Source organism: Cupriavidus sp. HY129 (assembly GCF_059492215.1).
Window position 1 is genome coordinate 1,043,793 of sequence record NZ_CP083255.1, and the last position, 17,815, is coordinate 1,061,607.

Sequence of the window (17,815 nt, forward strand, 5' to 3'; positions counted from 1 at the left end):
AGTTAAATCGATTCCCGGCTAGAAAAAATCTCTCGAGCGCGAACATCAACTATCGGCCGAAAATTATGGATCTTCAGACCCACGAAATGGGGGTGTACGAGTAGAGAGAATTGAAAACGAATTAACATTTCTTATGGTTGCGTTAGTTGTGCTTCTGCCCGTCATTGTCTTTGTTGATCCAGCTCCACTCGGGGTAGCGCGCGCACAGCGCTTTTAGGCTGTTTCCCCAGCATACCCGGCGCCCTGGCAGCATCCGTTTCGCGAATCGCATGATCGTTCCCCGGCCGTCGAGGCCCTTACATGCTAGGTTCGTTTCGCGCCTCTCCAATGTATCCCCACCGAAGTGGGCTATTTTAGCGAAGCAATTGCGCTTACTTAACAAGGTTACGGTTTCAATAGGTCGCAGATTTCGGCTGTGCCCGTCGGAAGGTGCTGACCTGCGCGCGATATTCGAGAGGTAATAATGGAACTATTCATATTCTTGCTGGTGGTCGGCGTAGCTTTGCTTGTCTGGTACGCCCGAAAACTGCATCGGGAGCTCGCCGGCGCAAAGAAAGCTCACGATGACCTTGACGTTCGCTTCAATGTTCTGATGGAAGCAAAGGCGCGACTCGACGCGGCGAACGGCGCTGCCATAAGGGCGCTCACGGAGCGGGCGACAGCTGCAGAGCAAGAGCGCGACTCTCTTGCGATGTTCAAGGATGTCCGCGACGTCGCTTTGGAGGCGGAGCGCCTGATTGTCGAGGCATCCATCACATTGAGCCAGGCGGAGATGGAGGCAACCGAAGTAATCGATGCTGCGAAAGCGGAAGCATCGAAGATTGCTTCGGAGGCATCTGCCGATGCGAAATCGAAGCGACAGGCGTCGGAGCAGATGCTCAGTAGGGCAAGTTCCCAGGCGGCGAAGGTCATTGAGGACGCCCAACAGCGCGCCAAAGAGATCGCCGGCGACGCCATGCGAGCCCTGGAGGACGCTGACAAGCTCGAGGCAATCAGCTTGGCAATGCGAAACGTTATCGAAGGCTACGGCGACCGATACATGATTCCCGCTCACAGTCTGCTGGACGAACTGGCCGAGGCCTACTCGTTCGCCGAGGCCGGAAAGCAACTCAAGGTAGTGCGGGAATACTCCAAGGTCATGGTCGCCCAGGGCCGCGCAGCGAGTTGCGAGTACGTGGAGAACAACCGGCGAGTCACCGCCAGCCGGTTTGTCGTAGACGCTTTCAACGGTAAGGTCGACTCGATTCTGTCCCGGGTGAAGGTTGATAACGTCGGCACGCTCCAGCAAGAAATCAAGGATGCCGCCGCGCTTGTGAACCACAACGGTACGGCGTTCAGGAATGCAAAGATCCTGAAGGAGTACATTGATGCCCGCATCGACGAACTGGTTTGGGCTTCTCGTACGATTGAGTTGCGCGAAAACGAGAAGGAAGAACAGCGTCGTATTCGCGAACAGATGCGCGAGGAGGAAAGGGCACGTCGCGAGTATGAGCGCGCGATGAAAGACGCTGAAAAGGAAGAGGCGCTGTTGCGCAAGGCCATGGAAAAGGCCCAGCAGCAAATTGCTCGTGCTTCGGAAGAGCAGAAGGCCCAGTTTGAACAGCAACTGGCAGAGCTGGAAGAGAAACTCAAGCAGGCCGAGGAGAAGAATCAGCGCGCGCTTTCGATGGCCCAGCAGACCAAGGCCGGGCACGTCTACGTCATCTCCAACATCGGTTCCTTTGGCGAGCACGTCTACAAGGTAGGCCTGACCCGAAGGCTCGACCCGCACGACCGGGTCCGTGAGCTCGGGGATGCGAGTGTGCCATTCCCCTTCGATGTGCACGCGATGATTTGGTCGGACAATGCGCCCCAGCTTGAGACGCTCTTGCATCGCAAATTTGTCGAGACCCAGGTCAACAAGATCAACCCGCGGAAGGAGTTCTTCCGCGTCGGTATCGCAGACCTGCGACAGACTGTGGAGGAGATGGGGCTCAACGTATCTTGGACAATGTCTGCGATTGCGGCGGAGTATCGAGAGACGCAGGCAATCGAACGCCAGATTGAATCCGACCCGGTTCAGCGCGATAAGTGGTTCCGTCAGCAACTTGCTTACGAAGCTCGCATTAGCTTAGAAGCAGAAACAGGCGACGTGGCCCCGAGCACACTAGATGTCAGCAATACACCGGGTGGCGAGTTGGTGGATGCGTAATGGTGTGAGGTGCAGCGTCTTTTGATGCTCACCTCATCATCGGGGCGGAGCACTGGCCAATTTCCTTGCGCCATGCATGTTTCCCTGCGATGGCGAAGGAACTCGTTGGTCGCGTGTTGGATGCACTGAAAGACAAGGACTCAAGGCATACAACGCTTTAGTTGTGGCTTCAGGCTGAGGCCGTGGCCGCAGAGCTACGTTACACCACTCATAAGATACAAGATTCTTGGAAGAAATGTCTGAAACCGAAATTCCCAACGCGCCTCCTGCGGCCTTATTTAGCCTTGACCTAGGCGAGAACGGTGGTGTGGTCTCGCCAACGAATTTTTCTGCGTTACTCGAATGGATCGAGATGGAAATCGAGGCTTGGTCTTGGTTGAATGCGCTCGAAGCCGGTCATCACAAGGCTTCAATTGATAGCGGTCTGGGGCCGCTTCGAAACGCGCTTAACGCAGCCAGAAGAGCCGTTCAGCGCGCAGTAGTTAACCAAGATGACCCCTCGCCGTATGTCGCACAGCTCCAGACTGCCATCCAGGACACGTTCGTAGCGAGACGGTTTCCTTACTCAAAGTCGCCGTTGGGTATGCGGGTGGAGGAAATCAGGGTGCGCGACCCGCTCGAGGCGGCCGGATATCTCTACACGAAGATGTTGAACGCAGGAAGCTATGCGTTCGACGCGAAGGACATCTCATCATGGAGAGGCTTCCTCACTGGCCTGTTGGAGCAAGCAGGGCTTGAAAGTGTCCCAGGTAAGGTCTTCGACGGCGCATTGAAAAGCTTCGCTGGTGTCCAGGCGAGAGCTGAGCGTCTACTTGCCGAGAAGACCGAGGCATATAGCGCGTTACACAAAGACTACGAGAGACTTGCCGCGGAAGTGGCTGCCACGAAAACTCGCCAAGGCGAGTTGTTTCAGCAGTTTATCGATGTGAGTCAGGGCAGCCATGACAAGACGCTCGCCGCCCACAAAGAGAGTATGGCCAGTCTGGAGCAGGTGTTCAGGGAGAAAATGAAACTGCGGGCGCCCGTGGAATATTGGGAAGAACGACAGTATCGCCACGACGCTCGAAGCAAGTCCCTAGGATGGCTGACGTTTGGGGCAATGGTTGCCTTGGCGCTGATGATTGGCGGCATAGCCTGGTGGGTGCTATCGGGGCTTTCCCCAGACGGGAAGCCGGAAGTCTGGCGCGTCAGTGTGCTTGTTCTGGTAGGCGTTCTTGGAGTTTGGGCAGTTCGACTGATAGTGAGAATGTTCCTGAGCCATATTCATCTGGCCACGGATGCAGCCGAGCGAGTGGTCATGGTAAAGACCTACCTGGCCCTTCTTGAAGGGGAGAACGTGCCCTCTGATGAGGACCGGAAACTCATCCTGCAGCCGCTCTTCCGCCCAGCTTCCGATGGCATTGTTAAGGACGAAGGCTTGCCGCATCCGGCTCTCGATATACTCACGAAGCTTGGCTCTCGCTAAGGATCTGCGCTTGGTGTCGATATCTCAGGGAGAACCCGGGGATCCCAGGGGACCTGCGAGAGGCCGCCAATTGCACAAACTTCACGCTCAGAGTTTTAGTCGGCAGCGCCAGGATGTGGGGCCGTGTGTCCATCCTTCTGCTGGGGTGACGGCGAACTATGGTCACGCATGGTTGCGTTCAGCGAGACCCACCGCGCAGCGTTTCCCCTCATGTCTACTCAAGTCCCACCGCTTCCGCGTCCCGCCGGATTCGGCGCGCTCAAGTATTTGGGTTCGGAGTAGGCGCAAGTCAAATGTGCAAGGCGAAGGCGGCAGTCCTCGCTCGCTGTCTAGCCTTGCTCCAGTCGCGACGCCCTGCGTTGATGTGCGTCCCTATACTGGGAATGCAGCTACCGCCGACTATTTATCTCGACGCTCACGACCTTGCGGCTATCCTCAAGGTCACTCCGCCTACAGTCCTCCGCCGTGTCCGGAGCCAGCCCCATTCCCTGTCGGCGCCTGCGCATCTCGGCCCTCGCTTTCCACTCCGCTGGCGTAGAGCCGATGTCGATGCATGGCTGACCGAGCGAGGCCTTCCTTGAAGGCCGAACGCCACAGATAGTGCGCGACCCGGAAAAACTTCGCTGTTTAGAGTGTTTCCCCTAATCTGAAACTCTCTGCTTATTTCAAACCAGTTTTCTCGGCGAGCTTCAAGGCGCTCCACGAACGGCTCATTTTGGCTCTTTCCCCTGCGAAATTCACGCCTTAACATGCGGTCATTCGCAGCTGGAAACCCTCTGCATCCGGATGATTCCGGGTCATGTCAGATGCAGGAGTTTTGGCGCTATACGGGATTGCAGATCGCAGATATCCACGACGGTGCATGGCGCCACGAGGATCTCATCTGCCGCGTTCGACTAGAGCGCGCAATCCCTGGTCATAACTTCAGCAGGACATTGGAAATGGAAAAAAAGTACTTTGTGGGCCCGAATCGTTTGCCCGTTGCACTATTGCGCGCGCTGGACGAAGTGGGAGCCCCGTTCAGGCAAGCGCGAGGTTTGCCTGGCGACATGCCCGTACTCACGTGCGCAATCCCCAAGAAGAAGCGACACCTCTTGGGCTCCACGTATGAACAGTCCAACCTCGGCTTCGGGTGCATCGACCTTGGCGAGGGCCGCAAGCTGCAGACGCTTCGGTTTCAGATGGGAGATTTGCAGTTCTACTTCGTGGCAGATATTCTCGACTCAACGATGTGGGCGGCAATCGACATGTGGCGGACAGTGGGGCGTCTTCCGTTCCTGTTCTACGTCGAAACAGACAACTCTTGGGACGCATCGTTTGTTGTTGTCGACGCGATAACAGGTCCGCTTCGAAATGAAGCGTTTAGGGGTGGCCCGGAAGCGGTACCGAGCGCTAGTACCGCATATGAGCTGCGTGATTTGGTTTTAAGCGGCCAACTGCAGAAGGCTGCGACGTCTGACATCCCAGGCGTGCCACTGCGCCATGTCTTTGTGAACATCATGGCAACCAGTTCGATGGCCCGGGCCCTCAAGCCGCACGTTTGACGAATGGCAAGAAGGTACGCTTAAGAGCTCTCAAGTGCGCGGCCTTCGTGGTCGCGCATTTTCTGCGCGGTGTACTCGCAGACCATGCAGTGCTTGAGCAGCTGGACGCGAAGTTGCACTGGTTAGCGGTCCGTCGTCGAGTAATCTTGGCGTCTGCGGCTTCTCCCTTCCTCACGCCGCCGGACATCGCTGTCCCAAAATGGCAGTCTTGCCACCAGAGTAGGGTAACGGCACCGCCTAACGCAAGCTGACCAATCCATCGGTATATTATCGTCTCCGCTAGCTACGTAAAACAAAGAAAACGGAGGCGAGATCATGGCGGTTAGATTCCGTAAATCCATCAAACTTGCTCCTGGTGTCCGAATGAATCTAAGCGGATCGGGAGTTGGCTGGACGCTGGGTCCACGTGGTGCCTCCGTGGGGATTAGCAAGCGCGGCACCCGGGTCAATACGAGCTTCGCAGGATTCTCCTCGAGCCAAACCATTAGTCGTCCAGCGCGAGTCCAGCGCGCGATACCTCAGCCCGCCCAAGCTAGCACAATCAGTATGTCTTGCACGGTAGGTGAGGACGGCCAACTCATCTTCCGCGACGAGAGCGGGGCACTGGTGCCGGAGCAACTGGTCGAGCTTGCCAAGAAGCAACACAAAGAAGGCCTGATGGGCCTAATTCAAAGCAGGTGCGACGACATCAATGCCGAGGTGGAGAGCGTGGCTACAGTGCATCTCGAAACGCCCGATTGCAACCAGGTACCACGGTTCGATGCGCCTACATTTTCAGTCTCAGAGCCTACGACGCCAGCAGCACTCAAGCTGGGATTTCTCGACAAGTTGTTCAAGAAGCGGCGCCTGCGTGCGGAAGAAAGACATCGTCAGAAGGTCGAAGTATTCAACGCTGACTTGGCAAAGTGGCTGGCCGAGCGCGACGCGTTCCTTCGAGCCGCGGACGCCCGTCGAGAACTCATCGAACAGCGCATCTATTCCGATACGAAGGCTATGGAAGCATGGCTGGCAGAAGTGCTCGCCGATATCGGATGGCCGCGTGAGACAGAGGTCACATTTGAAGTTCTCAATGACGGCTCCACCGTCATGTTGGATGTGGATCTTCCAGAGGTTGAGGACATGCCAAACAAGGTCGCGACCGTCCCATCTCGCGGGCTGAAGCTCTCAGTTAAGGGGATGTCAGCTACAAGGGTGCAGAAGCTTTACATGGAGCATGTCCACGCGGTGACTTTTCGGCTTATCGGGGAAGTGTTCGCGGCTCTGCCAACAGTCAAGACGGTCATAGCGTCCGGTTACTCGCAAAGGCATAGCGGGGCAACAGGCCGGCTGCAGGATGAATATCTGCTCTCCGTGGTCGTTCCTCGTGAGCAGTGGAGCCACACAGACTTCGACCACCTCGCTCAGATTGATGTGACAGAAAGCTTGGCGCGTTTTGAGCTACGTCGCTCGATGAGTAAGACTGGCGTATTCAAGGCCATCGAGCCGTTCAGTTCCACATCAACCACGTGACGCGTAGCGTTCCGCATCGCGTTTCGTGGTAGAGACGTCACCTGCAGTGCACCGCGTGTGGTTTCCCATGCCTTCTCACCCCGAACGTGGTATGGAGCGCGTATCGAAAATGTGCCAACATTCCTGCCGACTGAGAATTACCAAAAACTCGGCAAAATTGTTGGGCATAACGAATGTATTGGATCCAATGCATTAGCGGGCGCAGTATCCAGCTTTGCCGATTCGATGAGCATTCGCTTCCCGGTCTGCCGCGACCGGGTCAAGCATTGGACGGGCTGGATGGACAACCTGAACACCGAACAGCAGCCGGCAGCTGAGGAGCTTCCGCACGTAAAGATCGTCGCTACCCTGGCGGCCAAGATCAATCTGGCGGACTTTCAGAACGCTGTTCCTGCGATTCGCGAACTCACCGTATTGAACGATACGAAGGTCGACTACCAGAGTCTGCGCCTGGTTGCGACGTCCGAGCCCGCATTCCTCAAAGCCAAGACTTGGCACCTGGACCGACTCGGCGCCGAGCAGACACTCCGCGTCTCTGATCTTGATATCCCATTGGACGGGCCCTTGTTGGGTCGTCTCACCGAAGCCGAGAAGGCGGTTGTCACGTTCCGGCTTCTGACCCAAGAGTCTGAAGAACTGGCGGTCGCTGAGCGTCCCGTCGAGCTGCTCCCCCGGAATCAATGGGGCGGCATCTCATATCTGCCGGACATGGTGGCGGCGTTTGTGCAGCCCAACGAGCCGGCAGTAGAGCGTCTCCTGAAGCAAACGTCGGAAGTTCTCCGTAAGGCAGGAAAGAGTGGGGCAATCGACGGGTACACGAACGGCGCGAAGCGGGCGTGGGAGCTCGCCTCAGCGGTTTGGACTGCTGTCGGCTCGATGGGACTGGACTATGCGCTTCCACCTGCAAGTTTTGAGCGTACGGGGCAGAAGGTACGGGGCCCTGGTCAGATTGTCGACTCAGGTCTGGCGACTTGCCTCGACCTCACCCTGTTGTTCTGTGCCGCGTTGGAGCAGGCAGGGTTGCATCCCATCGCAGTCTTCACGGAGGGACATGCTTTTGCCGGCGTCTGGTTGAAGGCGGAAGAGTTCACCACGGCCGTCGTCGACGATGTGACAGCATTGCGCAAACGCGTGAGGCTCAAGGAGCTGGTGCTCTTCGAGACCACGCTGGTTACCCATCGCCCGATGCCGAGGTTCAGCTATGCAGTCGAGAAGGGCGCAGAGAAAGTTTCCGAAGCAGACGAGCACAAGTTCGGATTGGCAGTCGATATCCGACGGGCTCGTCTTCAGCGCATCAAGCCATTGGCCAGCAGTGAATTGGTGGCGCCTGTTGAACCTGTAGCGCCGGGCGTGGATGTCGAGCCGGATTTCGAGGATGCGCCGGACCTTCCGGAAGATCTGCATCAGGCTTCGGACGACGATGCGCCGGAGCGGCCTGAGGATCGGCTGACTCGCTGGCAACGAAAGCTGCTCGACCTGTCTCTGCGGAACAACTTGCTTAACTTCAAGGCTACGAAGAAGGCGGTCAAGCTGGATGCACCCGATCCAAACGAGCTCGAAGACTTGCTGTCCGAGGGACACGCCATCAAGTTGTTGCCGCGCCCGCAGCTCATGGAGGGCAACGACCCACGGAGCCAGGCGATCCACGAGGCTCGAGAACGTGAGAACCTGCGTCGGCAACATGCCCTGGATGCCCTTAAGCGGAAAGAGGTCTTCATTGGTATCACGCCTGAGGACATGGAAGCTCGATTGACCGAGCTCTACCGTTCGTCTCGTGCGGCCCTTCAGGAGGGCGGTTCGAATACTCTGTTCCTGGCACTGGGGTTCTTGTCATGGACGCGCGAAGCCACCGATGACAAGCGGTTCAGGGCGCCGCTGATTCTGGTTCCGGTCAGCCTCGAGCGCAAGAATGCCCGCTCGGGCTTCAGCATTCTGTTGCATGACGACGAGCCGCGCTTTAATCCGACGCTGATTGAGATGCTCCGCCAGGACTTCGACTTGTCGTTGGACGTCGCGGAGGGCGAACTACCCAAGGATGACTCTGGCCTTAATGTGGGAGCCATCTGGAATCGAGTCTCCGACGCAGTCAAAGACATCAAGGGCTGGGAGGTGGTCGATGACGTCGTGCTGTCTTCGTTCTCGTTCGCCAAGTACCTGATGTGGAAGGATTTGGTCGAACGGACCGACCAACTGAAGCAGAGTTCGGTGGTCAAGCATCTCATCGATACACCGCGAGATGTCTACCCGAGCCCCATCGAGTTTCCCGACGCCAGGAACCTCGACCGCGACCTCCCACCTCAAGATACGTTCTGCCCGCTCCCTGCTGACTCTTCCCAATTGTCGGCGGTCGCTGCAGCAAGCAAGGGGAAGGATTTCGTGCTTATTGGGCCGCCCGGCACCGGCAAGAGCCAGACCATTGCCAATCTCATTGCGCAATGCCTGGCGGAGCGCAAGCGCGTGCTGTTTGTCTCCGAGAAGATGGCGGCGCTGGACGTCGTCTATCGCCGACTGAAAGACGTCGGGCTCGGTGGGTTCTGTCTGGAACTGCACTCAAGCAAGGCACGTAAGTTCGAAGTGTTGGAACAGCTCCGCAAGTCGTGGGATGCGGCCAATGCGGTTGAGCCGGAGGACTGGATCGCTGAAGCAGAGCGCTTGGGTACGGTGCGTGCGCAACTGAATCGCTATGTCGAACGTCTGCACACTCGCCATTCGAACGGGTTGAGCGCGTACCAAGCTATCGGTGTGGTCGTCGTCGGCAGGGAACTACCGATGGTGGAACTCTCCTGGTCGGGGGCAGAGGCGCACGATAGAAGCGCGCTTGATAGGCTCCGGAACGCAGCAGACTTTCTTAGTGTGAACGCTACAGCCGTTGGTGAGCGCAATCTCACTGCGTCTCCGCTCGCACACGTTGCCAAGAGTGAGTGGTCGCCCGGTTGGCAGGCTACTTTGCTATCCAAGTCCGCCGCGTTGAAGCCTGTAGTGGAGCAGTACCACGCATCTGCATCCGAATTCGTAGATGCGGTCGGCTTGCCGCATATTCCATTGGACGGGAAAGTTCGAAACGCGCTTGCGTTGCTCGCGAAGATCCTCCCGGATGCAGCAGGTCGCGATTGGCAATTCGTACTCAAGCCGGATGCGAAGCAGATTTTCGAAGGTTTGAACCGAACTGTGCAACTGGTCCAAGAACACAGTGACGTCTTGGCCGCGCTGCCTGCTCCATTGGATGCCGAGCGAATCGAGACTATTCGACAAACTATCGCCGCCCTTACGCGGCATCGAGAGCTTACCGAGCAATTGGCTGAGCCGTGGTCAGCGAATGTGCTCGAAAAACTGCAACATGGCGTTGGACTGGTATCCGCAATTGGGGATGAGACACATCAGCTCTCACTCCCATACAAATCAAAGCTCACTAGCGCATTCGTCAAGCAACTGAAGACTGACTTGGACGAGGTTGAAGCGTCGGCGTGGCCGATGAGCTGGATGAAGCGTAAGGCGCTCATCAAGAAGCTGAAGGACGCAGCCGATGGCCCGGGAGAGCCGGCTATCGAGAACGATGTCCAACGCCTCGTCAAAATCGACGATCTTCGCACGCAGGTCATTGCTATCACCGACCTGAAGCATTCGACCGGCGGTGTATGGACTTCCCTGGAAACTGACTTGGATGTGGCTCGTGCATCTATTTCTTTCCAGAAGGCCCTTGTTGCGTCACGCAATCGCGCTGAATGGGAAGATATTGGTCTCGAGCCTGTTGCACAGGGTGCGTGCGGCGATATCGCCCGATCCGACCTCATGCGGATGAAGGAGCTTCGAAGCCTCCACGCAGAACTCGCGCGATTGGATGGCGTGGCGGCCGACATGCCGGGGGTCTGGGCCGGCTACGAAACCGACTTGGCGGTGGCCATGTCGTTTGCGGTGTACCAATCAGCGCTCCGAGAGGCCAAGGCAGGAAACAAGTGGACGGACAGCGGCCTGACGTTCGTGGAAATGGGGAGGTGTGGCGAGCTGCCCGCCCGTACCCTCCTTGGCATGCGGAAACTGGTGCGCCTGGAGCAGGAGCTTGGCGGTCTGGGAGACTTGGCGCAACGGACAGCCAATCTCTGGGCCGGGCTACGCACGAAGGCAGCAGATGTGGCCGCCGTCCACGCGTTCCATACGTCGCTGTTGGCTGCGCTTGCACCACTATCCGGTACGCCGGAAGGTGTGGCATCTGTTCGCGAATGCATCGGCCGCGTCCTGGGCGCCGGCAATATGCTGCTGGAGCCGGGCGGCCCCATTGCTGTAGCCGGACGCCAGTATGTCGATGCAAAGGCAGCGCTCGACACAGCTACCGGTGAGTTTGCCGCAGCGAGCGGCATTGTCGGTGACGACGTAGCGATACTGAGTCTGACACCGGCTGAAATCGGGGATAAAGCATCGCAAGTCATCGGCTCTCAAGGCCGGCTGAATGCGTGGTGCGCATGGCGTAAGGCACGTGGACTGGCGATCTCACTGGGCCTCGCACCGTTGGTTGCAGCAGCGGAGAATGGTGCTATTGCTGCGGGCAATATTCGCGAGATGTTTGATACGGCATATGCACGCTGGTGGCTGAATGCAGTTGTGGATGCCGACGACGTGCTGCGGAACTTTGTGTCGGCTGAACACGAGAAGCGCATTCGCGACTTCCGTGAACTCGACGAGCGCTTTACCAAGTTGACTCAATCCTGGGTCAGAGCTCGACTTTCCTCGGGCCTGCCGACACAGAAGAGCGTGTCGCGGGATTCGGAGTGGGGCGTGCTTCGGTATGAGATGAACAAGAAGAGCAAGCATCTGCCTCTTCGCGAGCTAATGAGCCAGGCTCCCAGCGCGGTGCTGTCCCTGACTCCGTGCCTCCTGATGAGCCCATTGTCCATCGCTCAATATCTTTCATCGGATTCGGCGGACTTTGACCTAGTCGTTTTCGACGAGGCATCGCAGATTCCGGTGTGGGACGCCATCGGGGCAATCGCGCGCGGCAAGCAGGTTGTGATGGTTGGCGATCCGAAGCAGCTTCCGCCAACGAGCTTTTTTGACCGTGCGGAGTCAGATTCGGAAGACATCGACGTTGAGAGTGACCTCGAAAGTATCCTCGATGAGTGCATTGCCGCGAATCTTCCCACGCGAAACCTGTCGTGGCACTACCGCAGTCGTCATGAGAGCCTCATTGCGTTCTCGAACCATCGCTATTACGAAGGCGGTCTTGTAACGTTCCCGTCGCCGGTGACGAATGACCGAGCTGTCAGCTTCCACCTCATTAAAGAAGGTTTGTACGAGAAGGGTGGGGCGCGCATTAACAAGCCGGAAGCAAAGGCACTGGTTGCTGATTTGGTCGCCCGCCTCAAGCAACAAGGGTTCCGCGAGTCTGGATTGACGATTGGCGTGGTGACCTTCAATACGGAGCAGCAGACGCTCATTCTCGACCTCTTGGACGAAGAGCGGCGTAAGGATGCCAGTATTGAGCCATTCTTCATGGATACAGAACTCGAGCCAATCTTCGTCAAGAACCTTGAAAGCGTTCAGGGGGACGAGCGGGACATTATGTATTTCTCGCTTACGTATGGCCCAACCGTCAGCGGTGAACTGTCCATGAACTTCGGGCCAATGAACAAGCAGGGCGGTGAACGCCGCCTGAACGTGGCTGTTACCCGAGCACGACACGAATTGCGGGTGTTCTCAAGTTTGCGTCCGGAACAACTGGACCTGTCGCGAACCCAGGCCGCAGGCGTTCGCGATCTGAAGCACTTCATGGAGTTTGCCGAGCGGGGCGCGCGGGCTCTAGGCGAGGCCGTTGCCGGCAGCCTGGGCGGCTTCGACAGCCCGTTCGAGCAGGCCGTCCACGCAGCACTGACGGCCAAGGGGTGGAACCTTCATACACAGGTGGGTGTCTCGGCATTCCGTATTGACCTTGGCGTCGTGGACCCGGACGCACCAGGGGCCTACCTGGCTGGGATTGAGTGCGATGGCGCGACATATCACCGGTCTGCAACAGCACGTGACCGGGACAAGCTGCGCGAACAGGTGCTTCGCGGCCTAGGATGGGAGATTGTACGTATCTGGTCCACTGACTGGTGGATTGATGCCAACGGTGTAGCGGAGAAGGTCCATCAGCAGCTCGCTGCACTGCTAGCTGCAAAGCGCGCGGCGCGAGACGGGCAAGCTGAGCGAGCAGACGAGCTCGCGAAGGCAGCAATCGAAGCCGCCATGACAAAGCCACCGGCGGCGACTTCACAGACCACCTCTCCTGCTGACTCAGTTCGAGTTGAGAGTGAGGATGTCGAGCGCAGTCCGGCCGTTTTCGCTTCCAATCATCCTGCATCCCCCGCGCCGTCCTCGGCCCCGGCGGAGGCGTTTGTGGAAGTGGACTTGTTGATGGCTGGCTATGCCGTCCATCCGGATTCATTCTTCGATGCAGATTACGATGCAACCCTGCTCGACATGATCGAGCATGTCATCTCTGTTGAGGGGCCAGTTCGGGATGAGGTTCTTGCCCGGCGCATCGCGCGTGCCCATAGTTGGTCGAGAACAGGCTCCCGCATTCAGGACCGCGTCGTGCGTCTCGCTGAATCGAAATTCGTTGCCCGGAAGGAGGACGTCGGCACGTTCTTCTGGCCGAAGGGAAGTGATGGCACGGAGGTCATTGGCTTCCGACGGCCTTCCATTGGTAACGTGCGCTCGGTGGACGAAATCTCACTTTCGGAACTCACTGCGCTCGCCAGCAAGCTGCGACGCGACGGACACGATGAAGAAGCGGCACTGACGCTAATGGCGCGAGAGTTGGGCTTGTTGAAGCTGCGGGCTGCCAGCAGGGAGCGCCTGCAATTGGCGTGGCTGGGAAGCCGTACGTCTCAATAGGCCTGCTGGACCTGCATCAACGCATGGTTACAGGCACCTTGAGAGTTGGAATCTGGCCATTATCATGCAATAGAGTACGTCACACCGCGATTCTTTACCTATTTCGAACCAAAACAAAAGGCAACGCGTGCAGAATAAAAAATTGTCAATCCGAAAGCTGGTTTCCTACCTCAATGACGAGGAATCAGAAGGAGGAGGCTTTTGGTTACCTAACATCCAACGGCCATTTGTTTGGAGTCAAGAGCAGATTACCCGCCTCTTTGATTCCATCATGCGAGAGTATCCGATTAGCACGCTTCTGGTTTGGAAAACGAAGGAGCCGGTCAGGAACCGGAGGTTTATTGACAACTACCATCGCGGCATCCGCCTAACGGACTTCTACGTTCCCGAGAACACCCGCCCCAAGATGATGGTTCTCGACGGCCAGCAGCGGCTGCAAAGCCTTTTCATTGGCCTAAAAGGTAGCTATGAAGGGAAGGAGCTTTACTTCGACGTCACGAGCGGGCAAGACTCCGCCCCAGAGGATATCCGATACCGTTTCGCCTTCAAGGACCGGACGTCGGTCGACTGGCCCTGGGTGCGATTCAAGGATATCGTGTCCAGCAACAAATTGGATCTTCAGATTGCGAAAGAACTGACTGCCACGGTCGACGGTCCGCTGTCGGAGGATGACATGATCGCGGTGCAGTTGAATGTTGGGCGCGCTCGCCAAGAGTTCGTCAACAACGACAACATCACATATCAGGAATTGGACAGCATCGATAACCCGGACGCATACCGGGTCGATGACATTGTCGAGATCTTCATCCGCGCGAACTCGGGTGGTACAAAGCTAGGGAAGTCGGATCTCCTTTTCTCTCTGCTCACCTCGACGTGGGAAGACGCAGATGGCGAGATGGAGGCTTTACTGGAGAAGCTGAATCGAAATGGATTCTCCTACGATCGTGACTTCGTTCTGAAGGCGTGCTTGACCGTGTTAGGCAAGGGTGCCCGGTACGAGGTCGGGAAATTCCGAGATGGTAGGACCAAGGAAGAGATCATTGCGGAATGGCCATTGCTATCCAAAGCTATACTTGCGGTCCATGATCTGCTAGTCACGCGCACGTATATCCGGTCGGACAAGGCTTTGCCTTCCTACCTCGCGCTCATACCACTGATTTACTACCGGTATCACTACCCTGACGGGTTCAAGAAGAACGACCAGCTTCCGGACTATTTGCTTCGAGTGCTGGTAACTGGCGTTTTCGGGGGAAATCCAGATTCTCTTATCGACAAGATCGTGCGTGATGTTCAAGAACGCAAGGACTTCGTGCTGACGGAGATCTACGGAGTTATCCGCGAAGCGGGACGCAACCTTGAAGTTACGCCACACGTTATCTTGGATCAGCACTATGGATCACGAGAGATTCATTTGTTCTTTAGTCTTTGGTACCGAGGCTTCAACTATCAACCTGCTTACGACGGAAATGTCCCGTCGGTTGACCATATCTTCCCCCAAAGCTTGCTTAGGACGGTAAAACTAGTGAACCCGGACAATGGCAAACGCAACCTGATGAAATTTCCCCAGTCCATCCGGGACCAGATTGCGAACTGCATGCTGCTGACGACGGAAGAGAACGGTCCGAGTGGAAAAAGCGACACTCCTCCGCATCAGTGGCTGGCTCGCGAGCGTTTCAGGACGGACCAAGAGCATAAAGCGTACCTTGATCTTCATCTCATCCCTAGCGACCCGGCGCTTTGGGCGATCGACCGTTTCGACGATTTTATTGAAGCCAGGAAGATGCTGATACAAGAGAAGTTCTCCTACATGCTCCAACGGGTCGAAGCGCAGGCCGCCTAAAGGCACGCGTCTAGACATTGGCGCGGCACAGTGGCGCAGGGCTTTGCCGTCGCTCTTCAATGAACTTTGGACTCGAATATCGCATGGCGCAGACCGTTTGCGCTATGCAGCTTTACAAAACGCTTGTCGGCGGTCAAAAGGCTCCGTGTCGATCCATTTATCCGTAACGTGTACTCACTCCTGCTGAATTGGACGGTCAACTGATTTGCGATCGACCGCATCGACTACTCACTGTGAGCGGTGTCGGGGAGTCCGTCTCCTGCAGGCAATGGCAGTCGGTCCTTCACCAAAGTTCGGCAGAAGCCCTGAAGCTCGGCGATCCTGATCGCCCGCCGCCACCGCATTGGCTGGTTGATACGCCGGTGAGGTGGCTGCGGACAGGTCGTAAGCAAATCGCCTAGCAGGCTTGATCCCTGCGGAAAGGCGACCAGGCGCATCACTCCCGGCTGCCCGTAGCATCATCTCCCTGAAGGTCGGACGGTTCAAGTCAAGAACCGCAACGCATCTCCATTGCGCGTCCGTTCGAGTTTTCGCTATGCTTTGCAGCTTCCGGCAATTGGGCGGTAGTTTTTGCGACAGGAGCCACATGGCAACGAAGAAGACGGCCGCACCGAAAGCTGCGGCAAAGAAAGCGGCAGCATCGGCAAATAAGGCTGCGCCCGTAGCGAAGAAAGCAGCGATGGGAGCCCCGGTTGCTAGGCCGCTGAAGGAAACGTTCAACAAGTCGAGTCTGCTGGCTCACCTGGTTGCCCAGACTGAGCTGGACAAGAAGACCGTACAAACTGTCCTGTTGCACCTCGAGAACACCATCGTGAGTTCGATTCACAAGAAAGGCGCTGGCGAATTTACCCTGCCGGGACTGTTCAAGGTTTCGGCTATCCAGGTGCCGGCTACGAAGAAGCGCTTCGGCAAGAATCCGTTCACTGGCCAAGACCAGTGGTTCGCGGCCAAGCCCGCGTCGGTGAAGGTGAAGGTCCGCCCGCTGAAGAAGCTGAAGGACGCTGCTATCTAAGACCAATGGCGGCCGGAAGTGAGCGAGAAGGGGAGCGAATGCTCCCTTTTGTTTTGGTGTACTGATACCAAGATGGGGTGTACGGTGGCAACTTAACCAGCCCAGTGTCAGTTGACCACTATATCTCGAAAAAGGCTAAAACAGAATATAAAGTTTTTATGATCGACGACAAAACTACTCAAATCGAGAAGGCTCTAGGGGCCCTTGGGACATTGGAGCGAGCAACTGAGTTTCAGACGTTTCTCCTGCTGGCCAGTCTAGCCATTGCATTAAATATCTCATTGACGCTGACCCACCAGCCAAACCTCGTAGGATTTTCTTGGCAATACGCCAGAGACCATCTTGCAATCGGACAAGCGCTGGTGTTCCTAACGGGTTTCACCCTTTACATGTCGTGCATCGTTGGATTACTACGATACTTCGCGGACCAAGTAGTTAGTTGGCTAGCGAACTCGCTCCCATCGTTCTTGCAATCGTACAATCCCGAAGCGACGTACCGTGGACGTAGCCGGCCGAATAACAGGGTACGTCCCTATGAATTGCTTGAAGCAGCTCGCCATGATGGGGGTGAAGAGTACCTTACGCAATACCACGACGACGTAGCGAAGCGAGGTGCTAAAGATGCCGCCGCTTGGCGGACCGCCTCCCTGTCGTTCGGTCTACTGGTGCTCCTAATTATTGAAGCTACATTGCCCGCAAATGCATCATTATCTGCCGGCTTTGTCCGCTTCCTGAATTCAGAAAAAAATGGTCTAGGCGACTTCATCGGCGTTACCGTCATCTTGATACTTCTTGCGTCATGGCTCTTTCGCTTTATTGAAAATGAATCTTATGATGGATGGGTCATCTGTCCAAAACTCTATGCCAAACTCGAGCGCGAGCGAAAAATAAGAGAACAGGACCAACAATCTACCATGCATCGAAACAGAATTTACTAGGTCCGCTATGGACCTGCTCCGCAATCCCCCTTGACTGGACGAGTGGCTAGCTACCGGTTCAAATCCAATCGCTCGCGTTCTTGCGGCGAATCTTGCTCAAAGGAGCGTACTTTTTTTGGACGTTGAACCGGTTGGCTTGAGCATCGCAGCTGTAGATATGTCGGAAAAGCCCTTCCAACTCTTCGACCTGCGCTCTCGTTGTGTTGTCCCAGACCTCAAAAACGGAGACCCACTCTTACCAATGGTCAGGATCCGCGTCTCCTCTCAGACGACCATGCATCTTGGACACTATGTCTGCGCCCTTGTCGGTTAACACCGAGAAGCTCTGTTTGATGTTCATGTTTTACACCATCTCTTCCGCGTGTTTCAGTGCAGATTTCGAGGGTTGATCAATCCACCATTGATCAAATGTAGAATGCTTCTTCTGTCCCCGAGAAAGAAGATCAATA

At 56.5% G+C, this 17,815-nt stretch carries 8 protein-coding genes and 1 pseudogene; all 9 read left to right on the top strand.

The window, feature by feature from the left end; all coding sequences use genetic code 11:
- Positions 1 to 463: 463 nt before the first annotated feature.
- The 9 genes and pseudogenes from K6G35_RS21065 (at position 464) to K6G35_RS21105 (ending at position 17,366) form a co-directional block, all read left to right on the top strand.
- Positions 464 to 2,191, top strand: a complete 1,728-nt coding sequence (locus tag K6G35_RS21065) for an SNIPE associated domain-containing protein (RefSeq protein ID WP_495676965.1) — start codon at positions 464 to 466, stop codon at positions 2,189 to 2,191.
- A 235-nt stretch (positions 2,192 to 2,426) separates the two neighbouring features.
- On the top strand, positions 2,427 to 3,656 hold the full coding sequence (locus K6G35_RS21070; RefSeq protein ID WP_495676966.1) for a DUF6161 domain-containing protein: 1,230 nt from the start codon (positions 2,427 to 2,429) through the stop codon (positions 3,654 to 3,656).
- Positions 3,657 to 4,597: 941 nt separating this feature from the next.
- Positions 4,598 to 5,200, top strand: coding sequence for a hypothetical protein (locus K6G35_RS21075; protein WP_495676967.1), 603 nt, complete (start codon positions 4,598 to 4,600; stop codon positions 5,198 to 5,200).
- Positions 5,201 to 5,515: 315 nt separating this feature from the next.
- Positions 5,516 to 5,659: pseudogene (locus tag K6G35_RS21080) on the top strand (DUF4236 domain-containing protein); the annotation flags it as partial.
- Between the two features lie 87 nt (positions 5,660 to 5,746).
- Positions 5,747 to 6,709, top strand: a complete 963-nt coding sequence (locus tag K6G35_RS21085) for a DUF4236 domain-containing protein (protein WP_495677150.1) — start codon at positions 5,747 to 5,749, stop codon at positions 6,707 to 6,709.
- A 279-nt stretch (positions 6,710 to 6,988) separates the two neighbouring features.
- The gene (proA, locus tag K6G35_RS21090) at positions 6,989 to 13,576 is read left to right on the top strand and encodes an anti-phage protein ProA (protein ID WP_495677117.1); all 6,588 of its coding nucleotides are present in this window, start codon (positions 6,989 to 6,991) and stop codon (positions 13,574 to 13,576) included.
- A gap of 127 nt (positions 13,577 to 13,703) precedes the next feature.
- Positions 13,704 to 15,416 carry a GmrSD restriction endonuclease domain-containing protein gene (locus K6G35_RS21095; protein WP_495676968.1) on the top strand — a complete coding sequence of 571 codons (1,713 nt, stop codon included), beginning with the start codon at positions 13,704 to 13,706 and terminating at the stop codon, positions 15,414 to 15,416.
- Positions 15,417 to 16,002: 586 nt separating this feature from the next.
- The gene (locus K6G35_RS21100; protein ID WP_495676969.1) at positions 16,003 to 16,428 is read left to right on the top strand and encodes an HU family DNA-binding protein; all 426 of its coding nucleotides are present in this window, start codon (positions 16,003 to 16,005) and stop codon (positions 16,426 to 16,428) included.
- Between the two features lie 158 nt (positions 16,429 to 16,586).
- On the top strand, positions 16,587 to 17,366 hold the full coding sequence (locus tag K6G35_RS21105) for a hypothetical protein (RefSeq protein WP_495676970.1): 780 nt from the start codon (positions 16,587 to 16,589) through the stop codon (positions 17,364 to 17,366).
- Positions 17,367 to 17,815 lie beyond the last annotated feature (449 nt).

What these genes read in the sequence shown, in the direction of transcription:
- K6G35_RS21065 (WP_495676965.1), top strand. Translation starts at nt 464, where the DNA reads ATGGAACTATTCATATTCTTGCTGGTGGTCGGCGTAGCTTTGCTTGTC.
- K6G35_RS21070 (WP_495676966.1), top strand. Translation starts at nt 2,427, where the DNA reads ATGTCTGAAACCGAAATTCCCAACGCGCCTCCTGCGGCCTTATTTAGC.
- K6G35_RS21075 (WP_495676967.1), top strand. Translation starts at nt 4,598, where the DNA reads ATGGAAAAAAAGTACTTTGTGGGCCCGAATCGTTTGCCCGTTGCACTA.
- K6G35_RS21085 (WP_495677150.1), top strand. Translation starts at nt 5,747, where the DNA reads ATGTCTTGCACGGTAGGTGAGGACGGCCAACTCATCTTCCGCGACGAG.
- proA (WP_495677117.1), top strand. Translation starts at nt 6,989, where the DNA reads ATGGACAACCTGAACACCGAACAGCAGCCGGCAGCTGAGGAGCTTCCG.
- K6G35_RS21100 (WP_495676969.1), top strand. Translation starts at nt 16,003, where the DNA reads ATGGCAACGAAGAAGACGGCCGCACCGAAAGCTGCGGCAAAGAAAGCG.
- K6G35_RS21105 (WP_495676970.1), top strand. Translation starts at nt 16,587, where the DNA reads ATGATCGACGACAAAACTACTCAAATCGAGAAGGCTCTAGGGGCCCTT.